Annotated in this window: 15 protein-coding genes; 6 read left to right on the forward strand and 9 right to left on the reverse strand. The window is 45.0% G+C overall.

From position 1 onward, the window contains the following. Window positions 1-5 precede the first annotated feature (5 nt). From icmH to tssB, 9 genes are read right to left on the reverse strand one after another with little or no spacing between them, the layout of a single operon-like run. Entirely contained in the window at window positions 6-785 is a 780-nt protein-coding gene (icmH, locus tag HGO23_RS01095) for a type IVB secretion system protein IcmH/DotU (protein ID WP_099135350.1), read from the reverse strand. A 2-nt stretch (window positions 786-787) separates the two neighbouring features. Beyond that, window positions 788-2,140, reverse strand: coding sequence for a type VI secretion system baseplate subunit TssK (gene tssK, locus HGO23_RS01100; protein ID WP_099135349.1), 1,353 nt, complete (start codon window positions 2,138-2,140; stop codon window positions 788-790). A 2-nt stretch (window positions 2,141-2,142) separates the two neighbouring features. Next, entirely contained in the window at window positions 2,143-2,703 is a 561-nt protein-coding gene (gene tssJ, locus HGO23_RS01105; RefSeq protein ID WP_416777117.1) for a type VI secretion system lipoprotein TssJ, read from the reverse strand. Continuing rightward, window positions 2,684-3,979: a type VI secretion system-associated FHA domain protein TagH gene (gene tagH, locus HGO23_RS01110; protein ID WP_099135348.1), complete on the reverse strand. Its 1,296-nt coding sequence runs from the start codon at window positions 3,977-3,979 to the stop codon at window positions 2,684-2,686. Before tagH ends, tssJ begins: the two co-directional genes overlap by 20 nt. Before the next feature lie 5 nt (window positions 3,980-3,984). Continuing rightward, window positions 3,985-5,037 carry a type VI secretion system baseplate subunit TssG gene (tssG, locus tag HGO23_RS01115; protein WP_099135347.1) on the reverse strand — a complete coding sequence of 351 codons (1,053 nt, stop codon included), beginning with the start codon at window positions 5,035-5,037 and terminating at the stop codon, window positions 3,985-3,987. After that, window positions 5,001-6,848 carry a type VI secretion system baseplate subunit TssF gene (tssF, locus tag HGO23_RS01120; protein WP_209027653.1) on the reverse strand — a complete coding sequence of 616 codons (1,848 nt, stop codon included), beginning with the start codon at window positions 6,846-6,848 and terminating at the stop codon, window positions 5,001-5,003. Before tssF ends, tssG begins: the two co-directional genes overlap by 37 nt. Further along, window positions 6,849-7,289, reverse strand: coding sequence for a type VI secretion system baseplate subunit TssE (tssE, locus tag HGO23_RS01125; protein ID WP_099135345.1), 441 nt, complete (start codon window positions 7,287-7,289; stop codon window positions 6,849-6,851). Between the two features lie 2 nt (window positions 7,290-7,291). After that, on the reverse strand, window positions 7,292-8,770 hold the full coding sequence (gene tssC, locus HGO23_RS01130) for a type VI secretion system contractile sheath large subunit (RefSeq protein ID WP_099135344.1): 1,479 nt from the start codon (window positions 8,768-8,770) through the stop codon (window positions 7,292-7,294). 19 nt (window positions 8,771-8,789) lie between these two features. Next, complete coding sequence (gene tssB, locus HGO23_RS01135) at window positions 8,790-9,287, reverse strand: type VI secretion system contractile sheath small subunit (RefSeq protein ID WP_038269549.1); 498 nt, start codon at window positions 9,285-9,287, stop codon at window positions 8,790-8,792. A 926-nt stretch (window positions 9,288-10,213) separates the two neighbouring features. Here tssB and HGO23_RS01140 point away from each other — a divergent pair. The 6 genes from HGO23_RS01140 to HGO23_RS01165 all read left to right on the forward strand — a co-directional run bounded on the left by HGO23_RS01140 (window position 10,214) and on the right by HGO23_RS01165 (window position 20,973). Further along, window positions 10,214-10,732, forward strand: coding sequence for an Hcp family type VI secretion system effector (locus tag HGO23_RS01140; protein WP_099135343.1), 519 nt, complete (start codon window positions 10,214-10,216; stop codon window positions 10,730-10,732). A 558-nt stretch (window positions 10,733-11,290) separates the two neighbouring features. Continuing rightward, window positions 11,291-12,976: a ShlB/FhaC/HecB family hemolysin secretion/activation protein gene (locus HGO23_RS01145; RefSeq protein ID WP_209027655.1), complete on the forward strand. Its 1,686-nt coding sequence runs from the start codon at window positions 11,291-11,293 to the stop codon at window positions 12,974-12,976. Between the two features lie 99 nt (window positions 12,977-13,075). After that, complete coding sequence (locus HGO23_RS01150) at window positions 13,076-17,503, forward strand: hemagglutinin repeat-containing protein (protein WP_209027657.1); 4,428 nt, start codon at window positions 13,076-13,078, stop codon at window positions 17,501-17,503. Between the two features lie 221 nt (window positions 17,504-17,724). Further along, a complete protein-coding gene (gene yhjD / locus HGO23_RS01155) occupies window positions 17,725-18,696 on the forward strand; it encodes an inner membrane protein YhjD (protein WP_209027659.1) in 972 nt (323 codons plus the stop codon). Window positions 18,697-18,753: 57 nt separating this feature from the next. Then, entirely contained in the window at window positions 18,754-18,960 is a 207-nt protein-coding gene (locus tag HGO23_RS01160) for a 2-hydroxymuconate tautomerase family protein (RefSeq protein WP_099135339.1), read from the forward strand. 276 nt (window positions 18,961-19,236) lie between these two features. Beyond that, window positions 19,237-20,973, forward strand: coding sequence for a type VI secretion system baseplate subunit TssF (locus HGO23_RS01165; protein WP_209027661.1), 1,737 nt, complete (start codon window positions 19,237-19,239; stop codon window positions 20,971-20,973). Window positions 20,974-20,982: the final 9 nt, after the last annotated feature.

The following is a 20,982-nucleotide window of genomic DNA, read 5'->3' on the forward strand; positions in this document are numbered from 1 at the left end:
ACTTCCTATCTTAATAAGTTATTTAGCTGCTTTAATATGTCTTGAGTCTGATCACCGAGGCGGATGGCATAAAAGCTATAAATCGCAATCAGCAGACCGACGCTTATCACAAACAGATGTTTGATTTTCAAACGCCTGCTCAGGCGATAACGCGCATCTCGTTCGTTGATATTGACATACAGCGTGGTCGGTGGTGCTTCTCCACGCAGTGAGTGAAGTTGCTGCTGCAAGCGGCGGAACAGGCGGTCAAAGTCGTCATTTTTCTGGGTACTGACTTTGTAACGTCCGCGATAACCAAGACAGAGACAGAGGTAAATGAACTCCAGCAGGTGCTGGTAGCGCTGAGCCTCTCCCATCAGGCGTTCGAGCAATACAAAGACTTTCTCACCGCCCCAGGTTTCATTGTGGAAGTGCACCAATAGTGATTGCTTCAACCACCCATTCTGGCTGTTCCAACCGTGCCCCAATGCGGTTTCATCAATGAAGGTACACAATACGTAACGGAATGAAACAATCGCACCGGGTTCATAACCTTTGGTTTGCAGAAGCTGCTCAATAGCGCGAATGTCAGTAACAACCTGTTGGTAAAGCTTATCTGGCAGTGCCTGATCACTCATGTCCTGCAAACGCAGTACCATCCCCAGTAAAGGAGTGGCGGCGTCGATCATCGGGTTAAGGCTTTCACCACGTAACGGTAGCTGGTACTGGCGCTGAAACGTTTTCAGCGTTTCAGCCTGTTTTTCAAATTTTTCCAGTGACGGACTGTCAACATTGATATCACTCATGATTATTCCTTACCGCCCCTGATAGCCCAGAGCTGCATATCTAAGTCAGGAAAATCCCCTGATACGTGGAACGCGATGGAATTGCCCTGCTGGATCTCTTTCCATGCCGGACTCTTCTGATCCAGACGGAAGTAGGTATATCCAGAGTGATATGGCAACTGGCGAGGTGCTGCGGACAACGCAATCAGTGGTACACCCGGCAACTGAACGCTGACCAGATCACGGATACGTTCCATAGAAGTGACTTTGGTTTGCTGTACGAACTGACGACGCAACTGTTCCTGTGGTGTGCTAGCGCTGATAGCCAGAACAAATTCGGCTTTACGCAGCAAGTCGTTGTCGTGGAGTGTTGCGACACGAATACCACCTTCGTTCTGTTTCAGGGCAATTGATGTTGCACGTGGTGTCAGAACAACGTTCAGCGCATCACGGATAGCGTGCATGGCGTCCTGGAAAGTATCTGTCAGATTATTGTGATCATAGGCCAGAATATTTCCCGGCAGACGGCTTGCGTCCGTGAAGGTTCTCAATTCGCCACAGGTTTGGATCAATTGGGTATACAAATGCAGCGGATGCAGGACGGTTTGTTTAGCATAATGATTGAACAAAGGTTGAACGCGGTTCAACAGTTGGAGCATCATGAATTCTGCCACATCTGCAACGCCCTGCTGACCCGGAGAACCAATGCGTTTCGCCAATGTTCTTGAACGTTCTGTCAGTAATCCATCAATTTCCACCATGAAGCGTTTTAGTTTGTCAGCAATAAAAATGGACAGGCAGGTCGGGATAAATTCGTTATCCAGAACGATTGTGCCATCTTTCTGCTTTTCTTTGATGCGGCACAGCGGAATGGCAGTGTAGGCACTCATATCCTCAGAACCCTGCATCAGTACCGGAGTCAATTGAGCAAGATTAAGAATGGAGGAGTCACCACCTTTAGTATGCAGGTCACGAATATCGCTCGGCAATTCGCGGTAACGTACTGCACTCTGAATTTCAGCATCCCGATCAGCCACTTCACGAATGGTATCGCTGGACATCGGTAATGCCAGATAGACGTCTTTGCTTTTCAGATCATTGATGTTTTCAATATCCAGTGGTTTTGGCAGCAGATCCTGACTCGGTGCTGAAAACACTGTACCGTCCGGCATGATGCCGCTGGCTTCGGTGATACCGATACGTCCTAGCTTAAGCAAATCATCATTGATGCTCAGGGAGCTGAAACCATGACCGTATGCTGTCAACACGGAGACAAGACTATGAGCCAGATAATCATTGTGTTTTTGTTGTTGTTGGAAATGTTGTGGCTTGATGAATAATCCTTCGTGCCAAATCACCCGATTTTTTCCTGGCATGATTACTCCTCCTCCTCTTTTCTAAGTTCGACGTCGTTATTTCTGACATGCACCAAAATGTTGTAATGGCGACCCATGTCTTTTACCCGGATGATCTTTTTCCATTCAGACTGATTGACGCCTGCATAATGAACAATGACACCGATGTAACGGTTCTTCTTTTCCAATGTGATCGTTTCCAGAGGCTTATATTGCCCCGGCAACAGGGTGTAATCCTGATGATCGATGTAATTTTTTCCCAATGCTTTTTCGAGCTTGTCACTTTCAAGCTGGTCATAGTCGGCAGCCAGAAAACGCGAATCTTCACTGAGATAAACCAGATTCATCTCAACAGGCGCGGGTTCACCACTTTCATTGGGATTGATATCGGGTTCAGCCAGCAATGTGATGTTGGCAATTGAGGCTTGTTCACTCGGTTTTCCCACAGGAGTGGAAGGATCCCAAATGACCTGCCCAACTTTTTTAGTGGCGTTCCATGCGCTGCTACAGCCGTTCAGTAATATCACTGACAGCAATAAGATCCCTGTGGCCCATATGCGCTGACTACCGGAACGTTTCATCATTGGCGTCCTCTAAGCCCTGACGCAGTGCGCGGTCATAAGCCTGCTCGTACACCTCGCGGAATAACTTTTCAAACCCCTGCTGGCGGCTGGAAGCCAATTCGCGGTAATAGTTGGTGTACATTTCCCACGCCCAGGACGCATCTTTGTTCCTGACCTCATTACTACGGCGATAGTGTGAGAATCTGCGGAGTAATTGTTCAGGGGAAAAGGCTTCCAGCATGGTATCCAACGCCGCGGAGATCGCTGTCCGGTTGGCCTGATAATGCAGTTGCAGGTTATGCAGGCTTTCCGCTACGGCGGCGGGTGCTGACAGGTGTACAGGACTTTTCTGATCGGAAAACATCACCTGCATGGTGGTGTCATAATCCATATTCAGACGTAGTGGGTTATCCTCAATAGGACGAAGCTGTTTATCACGTAATCCGTGCTGTTCACGCTGGAGCGCCAATAGCCCTTCGATCGCCGCTTTCATGGTTTTACCCATCTCTTGCAGAAAATCGTTGGCCTGCTGGGTGTCATGCAGAGGTAACTGTGTATCCAGCCCGCGCATCAAAGGGGTAATGGCGACATGATCAACATCCATATCTTCGTAATGCCGATCGGAAGCGATATCCGGTAAATCAAGAAACTCCTGATCCATAACACTGCCTCGGTTATCAGAAATAGGGTTAGCAAATGGGGGGGATTGATAATGATCAGGCGGCAAAAGCTGCTCCGTATCATCGGCTTCAACCTGTGGTTGCAATGTAGTCAGACTCTCACTATCAAGTACTCTGAGAGGATCATCGCTGAAACGGTGCATTACGGTTGGCGCAATACTGTCATCTTTGGCAAACACGGATTTTTGTAGCGATACACCTTCCATCATGGCATCCAACGGATTTCTGTAACTGGAAACCAGCGCCTCCGGTGATACCGTCGAAGGGTCAACCCGATCCGCCTCAGAAAAGCTGACGTGGATCTTGATCGACAAGTTACCCGCCTTAATCTGATCTCCCTGTTGTAAACGGATCAGACCGGATTGCGGTGTTAGTGGGGCATTATTTATCTGTACCGGATCAGCAAGCACTTGCAGGCAGAATGAACCATCACGCCATTGAATAGAGAATTGTGATGGCTGGATATTGCCCTGGCTGTCCTGAACAGACCACAAGTGACTTTCACTGCTACCGACCGTACCACCCTGTGTCGAAAACTGGTAGCTGGCGGCTCGACCACTCTCTAGTTGCTCACTGTTGAGCACCCGCAATGAAAGCGTTGGTTGATGTTTTTCCATAGTCGTTATTCCATAACTGAAATTGTGACAGAGGGTTTCTTTTCTGGTTCTCCGAGAAAGCTGGTCCATCCCAGATGGTTATTCTGCTTCGCCCCCAACACCATGCCACTGACCTGGTTTTCCGCCAGGCCAAGACGCAATTCCCAGGCAAACTGGCTGCGCATGACGAAAGAGATAAACATCACCAACGGGAGATAGTTCTTTCCATCCGGCAGGAATGACAGAAACCGATCACGGGGCAGATTGTTGATACTGAGCAGAAACTTTCCGCTGTAATCCCCGATCCATGAGCCGATGGTGAAGTTCTGCCCCAATACGGACAGTTCGGTATCACCAATTTTTTGCCCTTTATTCGTGCCACCCAGTCGATTCTGTTGATCAACGGGGATGATGACTTTTCTGAATTGCCAGCCGTGCAAAGTGACATCCTGCAAATCAAAACAGTGGGAAACCAGGCTGCATATCACCTCCGGTGAACGACCGGGGCTTGCCAGCAACCCGGCATACGCCAGCATTTTGCTGTGATTGATGTTCAGCATCCGGCGGTTGACATCACTTCCCAATCCCACCAGCGAGAACATGCGCTGAGAAAAGCTATCTTCCCCACCTTGCTTAAAGCAGATGTAATAGCGGTATTTCCGCCAAATCTGGTGCAAGAGCGTGATTAAGCGGTGGTTAAACAGATTGAGGAAATCCGTCAGTCGGTTTTCGCCTTGTGCGTCTTCCCACGCTAGTGCATCCAGGTAATAACCCGGCATCGGGGATTGGCTGCCATGTAGCCCCATAAAAGAGACTTCCAGCTCAAAATACCCTTGCTTAGACTGCTTCAGTGCAATCACATCACGAGTAGGAAATGCCAGACTGGCATTGGATTTGAAACGGACAGATTCACGATCAGGCCGATCCGTCTCGCCGGTTTTTTCCCACGCTACCGCCAGCTGATTGAGCAATTCGACCAGCTGGTAAAAGTTGTATCGTGAGATATCCAATGCCAATGGTGTGGCAGGATCCTGCTCAGTGATTACATCAACGAGTGTTGACCTATCTGTACCGGCCATTCATAACATTCCTGATTATCTAAATTGATTACCTTCAACATATGAAAAGCGTTGACGCTGGCATACAGTGAGAAAAACCGTGACAGAATCGTACTGAATAGATACAGCTCGCCTTCCGAACTGAATGCCTGTTGCCGGATATACAAAGTGGAACGCAAACCACGTACAGGATGTCCGCGGAACAGGCGATCTGTCGGCTCTGTCTCAATCTTTTCAATGGCATCAAGCCGTTTCTGTGATGATCGTTTGGACTGTCGATTGTGAATACTTGGAAAATCGTAAGTACGCAGCACCTGTTTCAGCGCATCCTTATCCAGCAATGACATATAGTTCAGCGACATATTTGACAGCAACGACCAGTGCAAACCACCATCCAACAACGGATAAAGCGGTACTGACGGACGCGTAATATTGCGGAATGTTGCAAATGACGGGCTGCCGATGGAGGGGTAATTAATGTCGCCGACACGAAGCTGCAACGGCAATTCACGGTTGGTACATGTCAGGCCGATAGAGACGTTCTCTTTTAGTTTGAGCCTGAGTAGATCTGATTCATCCCCACGTACAAATGAGATGAAATGTTCCAGCCCTCTGCGGAAAGATGACTCTTTCACTCGCAGACGGTAATAGCGCATTGAGTGTTCATCTTCGTTATCAATCTGATGATTGAAACTTTCAAACGGGGTATAAACCCGTTCACCGATACGTGCCCGACTGCGTTCGCCATTTTCTCCCGTCAGCCAACTTTCAACACCATCTACAGAAAAGATGTCGTAGTTATCAGGAAAGCTATAACTGGCCTTCAATGGGTATTCAGTCTGACTGCCATTCAGTTCAATAGCTTCACTGTCCATTGGAAACAGATTAATAGCCGGCGTACAGTGCAGACGGAAAGTATCGTGGCGAATCTTAGCTTCTGGTGGTAACGCCTGAGAAAAATGTAAATTCAGTTTGAAATCTTTGGTTTTGAGATCTTCAGGAAATTCAGGGAATCCCTTAACGTCAAAAAACAGGAAACTTTCCGCAAAACAGAAATATTCCTGCAAAATGCGATACCCCATATAAGCATTTTTGGGATAAGGCAACAGCGCATCTTCCCGTTCAAATCCAACCGGTACGAAGTCAAAATCCGGCAGAGGAATAACCGTATCACCAATCACCAATTCTGCTTTTCTGAAGTAATAGCAGAGCCAGAAATAGAGTTGAGAAGTGGTATAGTCATCACCACTCAGATAGAACCGCAATTTACCCAGCTCCAGTTCATGCAGGTTCAGTTCCGTTTTCGAAGCAAAATTCAGACCAATAATCCCTTGCTCATTACTATTATTAACGGAAATGTCCTGAATGGAGAGCGGAAAAAGCCAGACATCACGGCACAATGTGAAAGTACAGCGGCTATGATCGTCTCTTTTGCCACTCGATTGTCCGTTCAAAGAATGGTCGTTCGAGTAAATATCATCATGAGTTGACAGCGGATTACTCATAATTTGTGTGCCGCGCTTAACCTGTGTTGCTTTCGTCACAACACTCTCATCAGGGGTATATTCGATGATGGTCATGCTAGGTGTCGGACGCAGGTAATTAGGCCAGAGCATATTGAGCAAGCCGTGAGTCAGTTCCGGGAACTGATCATCAATCTTTGCCCGCAGATTGCCTGTCAGAAATGCAAAACCTTCAAGCAAACGTTCAACATCGGGATCAGAGCCTTGTTCAGACAGAAATGCGGCAAGATGAGGACGCTCAACTGCGGCTTCTTTCCCCAGTTGTCGCAAATAGTTCAGCTCATCTCTGAAATATTTTTCAAATGACATTTATTGAGTTCGCTCCAGGCAATAGCGCCGGTTGTTATCCAACTGGATGCTGAATTCCACAACATCGTTGATATCATCCAGGGAAATCTCAGCACTGATATGAAAGCTCAATAACAACGGATCTGAATCATCATTGATGGCACTGACAGAAACCGCTGATATTCTGGGCTCATAATTTCTGATGCACTCTTCTATCGCCCACTCGATACTTTGTTTGAAATCCACTGACGTTGCAGTTGCATCATTGAGGTCAATGACACCCAGCTCAATGGCACTCTGGCAGGCACCAGGGCGCGTATTCAGCACTTCGTTCAAATGCTTCTTTATAGAATCAAGCAGTGCACGCATCCTTGACTGACGGGAAGAGCCGGAGCTCTTCCCTTGAATGCGCTCGAACAGACTGGCAGAGCTGCCTCTGTTCCAACTGTACAGCGCAGCCATGATTATTCCTTATCCAAACGTCCGACCAGAGACAGTTCGAAACTTGCACCCATGTATTTGAAGTGTGGGCGAACCTGCATTGCCACCTGATACCAACCTGGATCGCCTTCAACGTCCAATACCTTGATTTCAGCGGCGCGCAGTGGGCGGCGGCTACGAACGTCAGTTGGTGGGTTTTCCTGATCAGCGATGTACTGTTTCAGCCACATGTTCAGTTCGCGCTCCAGATCCTGACGCTCTTTCCAGGAACCGATCTGCTCACGTTGCAATACTTTGATGTAGTGAGCCAGACGGTTGATGATGAACATGTATGGCAACTGAGTACCCAACTTGTAGTTGGTTTCCGCACTTTTCCCTTCACGGGTATTTGGGAAAATTTTTGGTTTCTGAACCGAGTTTGCGGAGAAGAATGCAGCGTTATCACTGCCTTTACGCATGGTCAGAGTAATAAAGCCTTCTTCCGCCAGTTCAAATTCACGACGGTCAGTAATCAGTACTTCAGTTGGGATCTTCGCCTGAACCTGACCCATTGCTTCATACAGATGGACTGGCAGATCATTTACTGCACCGCCACTTTGTGGACCGATGATGTTCGGACACCAGCGGTATTTAGCGAAGCTGTCAGTCAGACAGCTTGCCAGCAGATAAGCAGTGTTACCCCACAGATAGTGTTCGTGGTCACGGCTGACATTTTCCTGATAGTTGAAGTTTTTGATTGGATTTTCAACGGTAGAATATGGCAGACGCAGTAGGAAACGTGGCGCGGTTAAGCCCAGGTAGCGAGAGTCTTCAGACTCACGCAATGAACGCCATTTGGTGTGTGACGGGCCTTCAAATGCGGATTTCAGATCCTTGATAGCTGGCAGATCAGTAAAGCTGTTAACACCGAAGAATTCAGGTGAAACAGAAGAGAGGAATGGCGCGTGAGCCATTGCTCCTACCGAACTGACATACTGCATCAATTTGATGTCAGGAGTGGTGTTGCTAAAAGCATAGTTACCAACAACGGCAGCAACAGGTTCACCACCGAACTGGCCGTAACCCGTGGAGTAAACATGTTTGTAGAAACCAGACTGAATGATCTCAGGAGAGAATTCAAAGTCTTCCAACAATTCATCTTTAGTCGCATGAATAACGTTGATTTTGATGTTTTCACGGAAATCAGTGCGATCCACCAGCATTTTCAGTGAACGCCAGGAAGATTCCAGCTCCTGGAACGGCTTAGCGTGCATGATTTCATCCATCTGCTCACTCAGCTTTTTATCAAGCTCAACGATCATTTTATCAACGAGAAGTTTGTTGATAGGTTCTTCGTTAGAGCCTGTATCCAGAATGCTGCCAATAAAGGCTGCTACACCCTGTTTTGCAATATAATAGCCATCATTTTCAGGAGTCATCCTCGCTTGAGACATGATTTCATCAAGCAGAGAAGTCGTTGCGCCAGAAGCAAGTGCTGTGCTGTTTTCTTCGTGCTGAGCCATTTAAAATTCCTTTAACGAGTTATTTTTTATTGATGATTTCAAGTTCTTTCAGGAGTTGCTCACGAACGGATTCATCATCCAGCAGTGACTGCAAGCGAGCGCGAAATGCGGGGATATTTCCCAGAGGGCCTTTTAATGCAACTAATGCTTCACGCAGTTCCAGCAGTTTATTCAGCTCTGGTACTTTCTTGGCGATATTATCCGGTGAGAAATCACTCAGTGATTTAATTTCCAGATTAACTGGTAGATCTTCTTCACTATTTTCTTCAAGGCGATTAGGGACGTTAAAAGTCAGGTTGATGTTCGCCTCATTCATTACCGCATTAAAATTATTTTTATTCACGGAAACGGTCTGTCGTTCTTCAATTGGCGTATCTTCTTTCTTTCCTTTCAAGTCACCAATAACCAGAAGATTCAGAGGTAATTCAACTTCTGCGGTCTGGTCGCCGGTATTAGGAACATATTTAATATTAATTCTTTCTTTCGGAGCTACGCTACCAGGACTATTCTTACTCATATTTCAACCCTTTGGCTAATACAACCATGAACTGTCTAACAACCCATTATTGGTAAGAGAATAATTACAATGTTTAACCGTATAACAAACGCAGCAGGCCTTCCTAAAGAAATAGGCTGCGCAAGACAACTGTATTTGCAGGAACAAATAGATTTTTATATATCAGCATATAGATAAAGATACAGAAATATTCTATCCAATAGTGGAATTAACATCGATATAAAAAATCGTCAATAGCGAGTTTGACACTTTATTTTTTTGATGTAAAGCCAAAACACTTATTGATAACCCCCTCTATTCTGGCTTTTAGTACCTTTATGGTGTTTTCTAGAAACTTATAAATATTTTTTCCTTACAAAATAGATAAAACTTTGGTTTTACTCTCTATAAGAGTATATAGACCGATTACCTGTCAATTGTATATAAAGGAATATTTTTCATATCTTGTGAATAAAATATAGTCTGCAAATTTGTGACCTATGATTATCATAAAGTATATTTTTTATTTTATTTAGATCAATTATTCTCCATTAAAAACCTTATCCAACTCATTTTTTTGACGCATATCACACTTTATAAATGATCATAAAAATTATATTATTAAAAAATAAAAATACACTTATTATCAACATGTTACATAAATCAAAAATATGAAGATTGATTTTTATACAGAGAAACAGCCTTGATTTTTATAAAAATTTAGCCATAAATATTACGACGGCAATGATTATAAAATTTTTATTTGTCATTGAATTTAAACTCGTCTTGCAATTTACAAATAACTTTGCATCAGACAATTTCAGCTTTATTATTCGCCCCAAGTGTTCGGCATCGCTAATTTCATTTCATCAATGAATGGAATCATCACGCAAGGAATGAGCACTTACACTTATATTTATATTGGTAAATTTTTATAGGATATTCATATGCCAACTCCATGTTATATTTCCATCAACGGAAAAACTCAGGGTAATATCACTGCTGGCGCATTCACTGCTGAATCAGTAGGCAATATCTTTGTTCAGGGTCACGAAGACGAAATGCTGGTTCAAGAATTTGACCACATTGTTACTGTTCCAACTGATCCACAGTCTGGTCAGCCTTCTGGTCAGCGTGCACATAAACCATTCCGCTTCACCGTTGCACTGAATAAAGCAGTTCCTCTGCTTTACAACGCACTGGCTTCAGGCGAAATGTTAACAACTGTAGAACTGAAGTGGTATCGTACTTCTATCGAAGGTAAACAAGAGCACTTCTTTACTACTAAACTGATAGATGCAACTATCGTTGATATCGACTGCAAAATGCCACACTGCCAAGATCCAGCAAAATCTGAATTCACTCAGTTGATTCGTGTTTCTCTGTCTTACCGTAAGATCGAGTGGGAACACACTACTGCCGGTACTTCTGGTGCTGACGACTGGCGTGCGCCAATTGTTGCTTAATATCTTATTCATCAGATTTTAAATAATAAGTTTTAAGCAATAAATTTTCAGCCAATGAATATTATTCATTGGCTGAATAATACTTTCCCACATTACCTCCCTCTATTAATTTACTTTAATTCACTTTTTCCTTGTTTATATTTCATTCTTTTGTTTTTTGAAAGTAAGATTTTTATATAGTGATTATTTTCTCAATAAATAAGAATGTATAAATTAATAATCACATGCACTATTAATAACCAATATCACACTTTTAAACACGAATTTTTGAAAAACAAAACTCGTGTCTTTCCACCATTTATTTGAAATTTCAGTTAAATCCACTTCTCATTTGAGTTAGTTTTAAATCACACGACAAAACATAACTAAAATGGGTAATAGTAAATGGTTAAGTTAAATATATAACTATAAATAATCATATAAGGCAGACTGATCCCGTTAATCAGAGCCAAATAAAATAATTTCTATGCTTAAATGATTAATTAGTGAACCATTATAACTATATCCAATAGATCTCAAGTTACTTTTCAACTTAACCATTATCATTTGGGTGTTGCGATGTTCAAAAATACAGCAATCATCGTCTTGTTAGCTACCTCTTTTAAGGTAATTTCATTGCCTGAAACTCCCGACTCCGCACTATCTATGACTGAATCCACAATGGATGAAGCCAGAAGAACCTTACAGGACAGTTCACGAGAAATAGGCCGGTTAATTGAACAACGCCGACATCAAGGATTTATTGATCGTACTGATAACACTTCGCCACAAACCGTATCACCCGTATTGGTTGAAGCACCACCATGTCTGGATATCAATGGTGTTTATCTTCAAGGAATGACTCTGCTCTCTCTGGCAGATCTGAATATACTCAGTGCATTGCCCGATGATTGCATTACTAACAATGACATCAACAAACTGACAGCAGAAATCACTAATCTCTATCTTGCCAAAGGCTATATTACAGCTCGGGTACAATTTATTCCTCCCAATCACCGTGGAGAATTGGGACTCAATGTTGTTGAAGGGTTCGTCGAAACCATTGAAGGCGGTGATCACTGGGTTAACAGCCGGATGTTATTCCCCGGATTGATCAATCAACCTTTGAATCTCAATCAGTTGGATCAAGGGCTGGATCAGTCGAATCGCTTACAATCAAACAAAACAACGCTTGATATTCTGCCCGGTACAGTTAATGGCGGCTCTATCATCAGGCTGCATAACCAGCATTCCCCCCCGTGGCGGATCACCGTAATAACTGATAACTATGGGCAAAAAAGTACTGGTAAATGGATTAGTCGGCTGAATACCAGTATCGACAGCCCTTTGGGATTATCCGATTTCATCAGCCTCAGCGGTGTCAGTACCCTCGATAAACCCAATAGCCAATATAACCGGGCCGCCACTCTGTTCTATTCACTCCCTTACGGGGCTGTGACTTTCAGCGGCTTTACCAGCTATTCCCGCTACACAAGCCATCCAAAATTACAGAAACATTCGAGCAAACTGCATGGTAATTCACAACAGTCGGGCGTACGTATGGATTGGATATTCCACCGTAATCAATCGCAGCTCTCGACGGCCAACAGCCAATTTGTCTACAAGAATTACAACAACTATTTCGGTCTTGAGAAACTTAGGCACAGTAGCCAGACATTAACTGTGTTTTCACTGGGAATCAGTCATTTACAAATTATCCCCAGTGGACTTATCACTTTTGAAGCCGGTATTGAGCAAGGAACGCCGTGGTTCAGTGCTCAAACCTCCACAGACAACCTGAATAAGCAATTCACCAAAGGGAAGCTATCAGTAAATTTACAGCAGCACTTCAAATTATTTGCCATGCCGTACCGGTTTAATAGCCAGTTTTACGCTCAGTACAGCCCAAAAGGATTACCCAGTGTTGAGTGGCTCAATATTACCGACCGTAATACTGTGCGGGGGTTCAGCAATCATACACTTTCCGCAGATAACGGCTGGTATCTGAGAAATACCTTATCCCATTCAATACCGCTGTCTGAAAGTTCACTTACCCTACGTATCGGCGCAGATATCGGCCAGATCAAAAGTTACAACCACCAGGAATCATGGAAGAGCAATGCGGGATTAAGTGTTGGTATGGCTTTGCGCTATCAACATTTCTTTGCCGATGTTGAGATGAGCCGCGGCAAAACGCTAGTCCATAAAAATAAGGGTAAGGATGAACCCATGCAGCTGTTAACCCGTTTTTCTTACACTTTTTAGCTTATTAAATCATCAGATTTTTTAACCGTAGCCAACTTGGGAACCTTCTCCCAAGGTAGCTGCACACTCACAAGAAAGAAAGTAAACAGAGGTAATAATATGAAGAGAAAAAAGTTCAGATTATCTCCTACGGGGAAACTTGCTGCATCAATGGCAATTATTCTGACAACTTGTTCAACCAGTTTTGCCAACGTCATTACGCCCGGTGGTGATGCAGCTCATCGCCCGGATGTCACCATTGCAGTAACAGGCGCTACAGTCGTTAATATCGTAGCCCCTTCCGATTCGGGTTTATCCCATAACCAGTATCAGGATTTTAACGTCAACCAAATGGGGGCTGTATTAAATAATTCATTGGTTAGTGATCAATCCGAACTGGCCGGGCAGTTATCAGCTAACAGTAATTTGAATGGGCAGGCAGCCAGTATCATTCTGAATGAAGTAGTCAGTCGCAACCCTTCATTCTTACTCGGTAAACAAGAGATCTTCGGCATGGCCGCCGATTATGTGCTGGCAAACCCCAACGGCATCACCTGCAACGGCTGTGGCTTTATCAACACGAATCAGGCATCTCTGGTTGTCGGTAACCCGTTAGTTGAAAATGGTATCCTGCAAGGATTCAAGAACTTCGATAACCAAAATGCCTTAAATATCAGAAACAATGGCTTGTCCCACAATGATGTTCTGAACCTTATCGCCCCCAGAGTTGATATCAACGGCAAAGTCATCATCCCAAAAACGCTCAATATCACAATGGGAAATAATCAGATTACAGCGGATGGCCAGATCCTGGCATCACAGCAATCAGACATGGGCGCACTTGATAGTTACTACCTCGGTAGTATGCAAGCGGGACGTATTCGTCTGTTGAATACTGCAGAAGGAAGCGGAGTCAATCTGCAAGGTAAGATGACTGCCGATGATGGTATTTACCTTACCTCCCACGGTGATGTGAAATTGGAGGCCGCTAACCTGCAAGGCGGAGATATTACATTACAGGGCAAAAATCTGCGGTTTCAAGGTCGCCTTAACCGGACTTCATCACATGAAACAGGCGATGATAATTATGAAAGCCGTTTTAGCGGCGTCCATACCTCGCAAAAGCAAATTAACGAATCCATTGCCCGCACTCAACTTACCGGTAAGAACATCACACTAATCGCCCACCAGAATAATCAGGTGATGGCAACCGATATTGCAGGGGATAATATCAAACTAACCGGCGCCAATCTGAAGCTGGATGGTCAGCAACTTCACCAGCTTGACCGTAATATCAACAATAAATGGCGATTATCCTGGCAGAATGATGTCACTATTGAGAGTGAAAAGTACCAATATGAAGGAAATTCCCTCAAAGCGCGGGAAAATGTTCATCTGACCGCAAGTGAAGGCCGTGCCGAAATACTTGGCAGTAAAATTACCGCCGGAAACCAGCTTTCCATATCCGCTAAACAAGATGTAAAACTGGCTGGTTTAGTGGAATCAGAAATGACCATTGAAACAGGCTATAAAAAGAATCATTCCCTGGCACTGCAAACTGGTAACTGGACAAAGGCCAATACTGCTCAGCGCAGTGTCAACAGTGAGTTGAACGCAGGGGGAGATCTCGGGATCAACGCAGGAGCTAATGCTGAAATTATTGGCTCTCAGGTACATTCAGGCAAAAACCTGATTGTTTCAGCAGGGCAACAGGTAAAAGTCTCTACGCAATCCCTCGTCAATGATCACCTCATTGAGAAAAATAAACACTATTGGGGTGGCATTGCAGGTGGCAGCAATAAAGACAACCAGGATAAAGTGGAAACACACCATGCCTCTGACATCAAGGCAGATGGGCATTTACTGCTGACTGGAATAAATGGTGTCACCATTACCGGCAGTAAGGTAAAAGCGCAACAAGGAGCGTATGTTGAAGCTAATGATGGGCAGTTAGTCATCGATAATGCTGTTAGTCATGCCTATAAAAAAGTTGATGAGAGAAAGGGCACAATCTTTAATATCACCAAAAATTCCAATCAGGAACAAACAAACCAGCAAACTAGCTCCGGTAGCCAGTTAATTTCTGATGCTGACCTGAAATTACTCAGTAACAAAGATATCAATGTCATTGGCAGTCTGGCGAAAAGCGCAGGAGAGCTGAATCTGAATACATCAGGCAAAATCAATGTACTTGCCGTTGATGCACAAAATAAGTATCAGCAGGAAAAAACCAATCTTGACTGGCACTATTACACTAATGAGACGAAAGATAAGCAATACCGTGCTGGTGTCGGTTTTGAACATACCGTCGATAGTCAGAAAACCCACTCCACCGCACAGCATCAGGCGGAGTTGCACGGTAGCCACCTTTCCATAAACTCAGGAAAAAATGTCACCCTTACAGGCGCAAAACTGGTAACAACACAGGGTGACGTCAAAATTACGGGTGATAACATCGCTCTGCTGGCAGCGGAAGATCATACAACAACCGAGAATTCACAGGCCAAAGTCCGTGGCGGTGTATTCGCTACTGGTGGCATGGATAGGATCGGAGGTGGAGCTGAGGGTGGTTATTCCAATAATGTTCATTCCCAGAACCGTACCACTGCGGTAGTGTCAAATACTCAGATCAATGGCAACCTTGAACTGAACGCAATGGGAGAACTGAAACAACAAGGCACTCAATATCAGGTACAAGGAACTTATCAGGCTAATGCGGGCAGTATTAAAAATGTTGCGACTGCCAATACAGAATCAAATTCCACAAGCCAATTACAGGTAGGTGGTGAAATCAGTGGTTCAGCCGATTACAGTGCAACGTCCCGTCCGGTGGAAAAAACGGCCAAAGCCGCAACCGACGGGAAATTGGATACCGCGATCTCAAAAACCGGATTGCCAAATGCGGGTCTTGAGCTTGCCATGAACGGCAAAAGTAATAACACCAATACTTATCAATCAAATGCTGTAGTGACTACTGTTAAAGCCGATGATATCAAAGTAACTACCAATGGAGATGTTTACGATCAAGGCACCCAGTATCAGGCGAACAAAGGCGGCATGTCACTGACTGCTGGCAGCCATACCAGTGAAGCAGCCTACAATCGTCAGAACAGCAATTCTTCTAATACTGTTGGCGATGCCCGTCTGCGCATTTACACCAGCACAGGCAGTGACCTTTCTGTCAATGGCAAAGGTAACGGCAGCTATCAGGCAGAATCCACCAGCAATAACAATGCCGTTACCAGCAATATCAATGCCCAAAATGGTATTCATGTTCAGGTGACCAGAGATGCACGTTATCAGGGAACATCCATGAATGCGGGCAATGGCGGGACAAACGTTAGTTCTGGCGGAAATATTCAGTTCAATCAGGCTACCAATCGCAGAGAACAGAACAATTACGGCTATAGTGGAGAACTTTCCCTAACTGGGGGCACTAATCCAGATGGTAAAAACTTCAGTGGCAGTGCAGGGGTAGGCTATAACACCAGCCAACAGAACAGTACCACAGCCCAGACTAGTACTATCACCGGTGGGCAAGGTATCAATCTGAATGCGGGCAATAATCTGACACTACAAGGTGCGAATGTCTCTGGTAAACAAGTAGATTTGACTGCACAACGTGGTGGAATTGAACTGGCTGCTGCTCAGGATACAACTAACAATAATGGCTGGCACTTTGACGTTAAAGGTAAAGGTGGTGTATCCAGTAAAGCTCGTAATAATGAAGGCAGTGATAATACCGGAGATAATGGAGAAACAAATAACAGCATCATCGACAACAAATACAATATTAGTGGTGAAGTTAAATTCGGTGTCGATCACCTGAACAAAGTCACTCACCAAAACAGTCAGGTTTCTGGGGATAATGTTGTATTGACCAGTGCCCGGGATACATCCCTCAAGGGAACTAATATCGCCGCAGATCAAGTGACGGGAAATATCGGTGGCAACCTTAATGTTGAAAGCCTAAAAAATAGAACTGATAGCCTGAATATCGGTCTGGATGCAGGATTAGGGTATAGCAAAACCGTCAAAGGAGATAATTCCCATAAAACGACCCTACCGGTTGTTGACAGCAACTCACCCGAAAGCTCACCTGAAACAGCGGTAACCAACGATGAAAAAGCCAATAAGGAACCCCCAAGTCTGACTGATCGCCTGACCGAGGCCTTCAAAGGGTATAGTGGGAAGCTCAAGAGTAATTACGATACTCTCGATCAGGAAACCATTGGTGAGCAATCAACCATCAACGGTACTAACGGAGTTAATCTGGATGTCGCTGGTAAAACCCACTTAATCGGCAGCCGGATTGACAGCACACAGGGGCCGGTATCCGTCAATACCCAACAAATCGGGCATCAATCTGTAACAGGCTACGATAGAGGTAAAAATATGGGAGTTAACCTGCCGGATTCCATCACAGGTCTTGCTAACGAAGCTCAGAAAAATATCTTCTCCGGCAAAATTCCTTTCGTGAAAAATGAGAGTCACAATACAGAAATACCCGCTACACATAGTTGGATCAAGGGTCACCCGTTGGATTAATTGACCTCTCTTTAATTCACTCACATCGCACATAATACATAATACGGTAGCCGGTAACATAGCTACCGTACTTTTCCCATATTCGGCCAACCACTTATCCTCACCCCCACCCTCTCTGGCAGTAGGATTGGGATAAGTAAACTGATCAAAGCTGCAACTTGGAAGACGACGGCTATAATGGGCTACATTATAGTCATATCAGGCAAAGCCAAGGGGACGTAATGTCAAATGATTTTGAAAAAAGGAAACATTCCAGCAAAGGAACAACCAACACACCATTACAGAAAGGATTAGATGGCAGCAAGAAAGCGTTTTCGGTGCCGATCCGCATCGGCAATTATATCCGCCATATACCATTTATTGCCCATCTGATCCGGGCAGCTCAACGTTTCAATGATCGAATGGGCAGTCAGTTTGGTGCAGCTATTACCTATTTCTCCTTTCTGTCACTGATCCCAATACTGATGCTCTCTTTTGCTATCGCAGGTTTTGTGCTGGCTTCCAATCCTGATTTGCTGGCAAAACTCATCAACGGTATCGCCAATAGCATCAGTGATCCAACTCTGGCAAATACATTGAAAAACAGTGTTGATACTGCCATAAAGCAGAGAACAACAGTTGGATTGACAGGTTTGGCGATCGCGCTCTACTCAGGCGTGAACTGGGTCGGCAACCTGCGGGAAGCGATCCTCGCCCAATCCCGTAATGTCTGGGAGCGTACTCACGAAGACAAAGAAAAAATCTACTCTCAATATATCCGGGATGTTTTCTCTCTATTTGGCCTGCTATTCGCATTAGTGATAACACTTTCCCTGAACTCCATCGCTGGCTCTGCTCAGGCAACTATCGTCCATGCCCTTGGCTTAGAAGGTATCGAATGGCTGCGCCCCGTATGGACATCCATTGGCATGACGATTTCCATTTCCGCCAATTATTTGTTATTTCTATGGATATTGTGGATCTTACCTCGTCATCGGCCTGAGCGAAAAGCCCTGTTTCAGGGAACATTAATGGCCGCCATTGGATTTGAGATCATTAAATCGATTATGACCATGATGCTGCCACGCCTTGCCAGTTCACCTTCTGGCGCAGCCTTTGGCTCAGTAATTGGCCTGATGGCATTTTTCTATTTCTTTGCCCGACTGACCCTATTTTGCGCTGCCTGGATCGCCACAACAGAGAAAAAAGAGTAACAAAACGAGACCGCTTCATCAGAAGCATTTCATAACAAATCAAAAAAGGAACCATTTATGCCATTTGTGAACATCAAAATCACCCGCGAAGGGGCAACCGCTGAACAGAAGAAGCAACTGATTGAAGGTGCAACCCAGTTGCTGGTGGATGTACTTGGCAAGAATCCGGCAACAACATTTGTCATTATTGATGAAGTGGAAACGGATAACTGGGGAATTGGTGGCAAGAGCGTGACGGAAGTACGGGCTGCTGCGAAGAAGTGACATATATTTAAAAAATGAAATAAACGATTAGGGCGAATATAGCGCCCTTTTATTTTTTTAAAAATTAACAAAAAACTAATAAGAATGGTTATTATTTTATAAAATATAATAAGAACATTAATGATAAATAAACAAAATAAATTATTTAAAATAAAATACTATCGCGAAATAACATGGATATTAATCTAGCAAATAGCCTTTTTTCGAATGATAGAAAATAAAACATACAAGATATCATTCTATTAATTAACAAATTAATCTTTATAAGAGGTGGTTTTGAATTTATTTGAATCTTATTTTCAGCAGGAACGGGATTACCTGCACCAGCTTGAACAACTCACTGCAAGAGATAAACCGCATCTGGCTGACAGCCTCAGTAACCATGATCCCGATATTGAACGGCTGAATGAAGGCTTTTCTGTCCTGAATGCCCGGACGCGCCAAAAAATTGATGATGCGTTCCCTGAAATTACCTTGCCCCTGTTGCAGCGGTTACAGGCGCAAAGTGTAAAAGGCATTCCGGCCACCAGCGTAGTACAGTTCGACGGCGGTACAGAGTTTGATTTTGCCTGTACCCTGCCACGTGGCACCGAAGTGACCACCGACAGTGGAGTGCCATTTCTCACCAGCCGGAACTGTGCTATTGAGCCGTTGGTACTGATATCCCGACAGCTTACCCATCAGGTGGAAACCACCCACCTGATCCTTAAATTCCAGTACACAGGCAAAGAAGACTATTGGCCTATCCGCCCCTTAAGCCTGTTTCTCAGCCCCGATACTGAAGTGGCTGATACTCTGATGCTCGCCCTGTGCCACAATTTCCGCATCGCCGAACTACATCATAACGGGCAGATCTGGCCAGCAGAGCCGATGAGATTTGCACCTCAATCCGGTACTGAACGACTGGTACTGTCTCCGCCGATTGCCGTCGCAGGTAACTGGGCACCCCAGATGCTGATGGAATCTCTTTACCTGCCACACGTGCACCATTTTCTGACCTTAGCTTTGCCGACGGTGATGTGCAGCCGTTTGTCCATGACCGAGAGTAAAGAATTCAGTATTACGCTGATCTTTGATGATGTATTACCACTGTCTGAAAATCAGCTAGCGACAGCCTTTCAGCTTCATTGTGTGCCAATAGTGAATCTGGAACGCAAAGCTCAGGTGACATTACCGTTTATTCCGGATACCGCCCGTTATCCACTACCATTGCCTGTCGGACAAGCGATATTGCACGTCACCGATTTGGCTCTGAAAGATGAACCGGAAACAGAACGGGGCCAGCATTGCTCTTTTTTACCCATCAGCCAGCTCAACCACTTTGCCCGTGATACAGGGAAAGAGAACTGGTTCTATGCACTGGATGTGACCCGTGATGCGTTGGGCAGGCTGGAATATGCTCTGGTATTCTATGACAGCCACGCCCGGTTGATGACCTCACCACCGGAACGGGAATTTACCTGTCATTTTGTCGCCTTTGATGTCGCCCTGTCTACGCAGCCTACAGGAGCAATCTGCCATGCTGATGAGCGTATTCCTGATGGCTTGCAGGTCAAAAACCTCACTTCCATTGCCTCCGGTTATCCGCCAGTGACGGACAGCCGTCGCCACTGGGCATTGCTGTCCCATTATTCCGCCAGCCCGTTCTGGCTGCATTCAGTGGAAGCACTGCAACAGCTGTTACAGGATTACGATTTTTACCCTGACCTGAATCGTCCCGCCCACCGTGATATTCAGCGGATGACTGCGGCTATGCTGGCGATCCAATCTACTCCCGGTGACCGGATATTCCGTGGTCAGCCCTACCGCTGCCTGCATATCGAACTGACACTGGATGAAACCGCCTTTGAAAGTGCCGGTGAGCAGTTCCGGTTTGCCAACGCGCTATACCAGTTTTTACCGTTTTGTCTTTCACAGGACATGCGCCTACGGATGACTGTCACCGGTATACCATCCGGCACCATCTGGTGTTTGTCCCCCAGCCCACTACAGGGCTATCGTCCCATCATGTAAGGAAATGCA

Origin of the sequence: Xenorhabdus budapestensis (assembly GCF_017743015.1) — a bacterium.
Classification (GTDB): Bacteria; Pseudomonadota; Gammaproteobacteria; order Enterobacterales; family Enterobacteriaceae; genus Xenorhabdus; species Xenorhabdus budapestensis.

What these genes read in the sequence shown, in the direction of transcription:
- yhjD (WP_209027659.1), top strand. Translation starts at nt 17,725, where the DNA reads ATGTCAAATGATTTTGAAAAAAGGAAACATTCCAGCAAAGGAACAACC.
- tssE (WP_099135345.1), bottom strand. Translation starts at nt 7,289, where the DNA reads ATGGCTGCGCTGTACAGTTGGAACAGAGGCAGCTCTGCCAGTCTGTTC.
- tssF (WP_209027653.1), bottom strand. Translation starts at nt 6,848, where the DNA reads ATGTCATTTGAAAAATATTTCAGAGATGAGCTGAACTATTTGCGACAA.
- tssK (WP_099135349.1), bottom strand. Translation starts at nt 2,140, where the DNA reads ATGCCAGGAAAAAATCGGGTGATTTGGCACGAAGGATTATTCATCAAG.
- tssC (WP_099135344.1), bottom strand. Translation starts at nt 8,770, where the DNA reads ATGGCTCAGCACGAAGAAAACAGCACAGCACTTGCTTCTGGCGCAACG.
- HGO23_RS01140 (WP_099135343.1), top strand. Translation starts at nt 10,214, where the DNA reads ATGCCAACTCCATGTTATATTTCCATCAACGGAAAAACTCAGGGTAAT.
- icmH (WP_099135350.1), bottom strand. Translation starts at nt 785, where the DNA reads ATGAGTGATATCAATGTTGACAGTCCGTCACTGGAAAAATTTGAAAAA.
- HGO23_RS01160 (WP_099135339.1), top strand. Translation starts at nt 18,754, where the DNA reads ATGCCATTTGTGAACATCAAAATCACCCGCGAAGGGGCAACCGCTGAA.
- HGO23_RS01150 (WP_209027657.1), top strand. Translation starts at nt 13,076, where the DNA reads ATGAAGAGAAAAAAGTTCAGATTATCTCCTACGGGGAAACTTGCTGCA.
- tssJ (WP_416777117.1), bottom strand. Translation starts at nt 2,703, where the DNA reads ATGATGAAACGTTCCGGTAGTCAGCGCATATGGGCCACAGGGATCTTA.
- tagH (WP_099135348.1), bottom strand. Translation starts at nt 3,979, where the DNA reads ATGGAAAAACATCAACCAACGCTTTCATTGCGGGTGCTCAACAGTGAG.
- HGO23_RS01145 (WP_209027655.1), top strand. Translation starts at nt 11,291, where the DNA reads ATGTTCAAAAATACAGCAATCATCGTCTTGTTAGCTACCTCTTTTAAG.
- tssB (WP_038269549.1), bottom strand. Translation starts at nt 9,287, where the DNA reads ATGAGTAAGAATAGTCCTGGTAGCGTAGCTCCGAAAGAAAGAATTAAT.
- tssG (WP_099135347.1), bottom strand. Translation starts at nt 5,037, where the DNA reads ATGGCCGGTACAGATAGGTCAACACTCGTTGATGTAATCACTGAGCAG.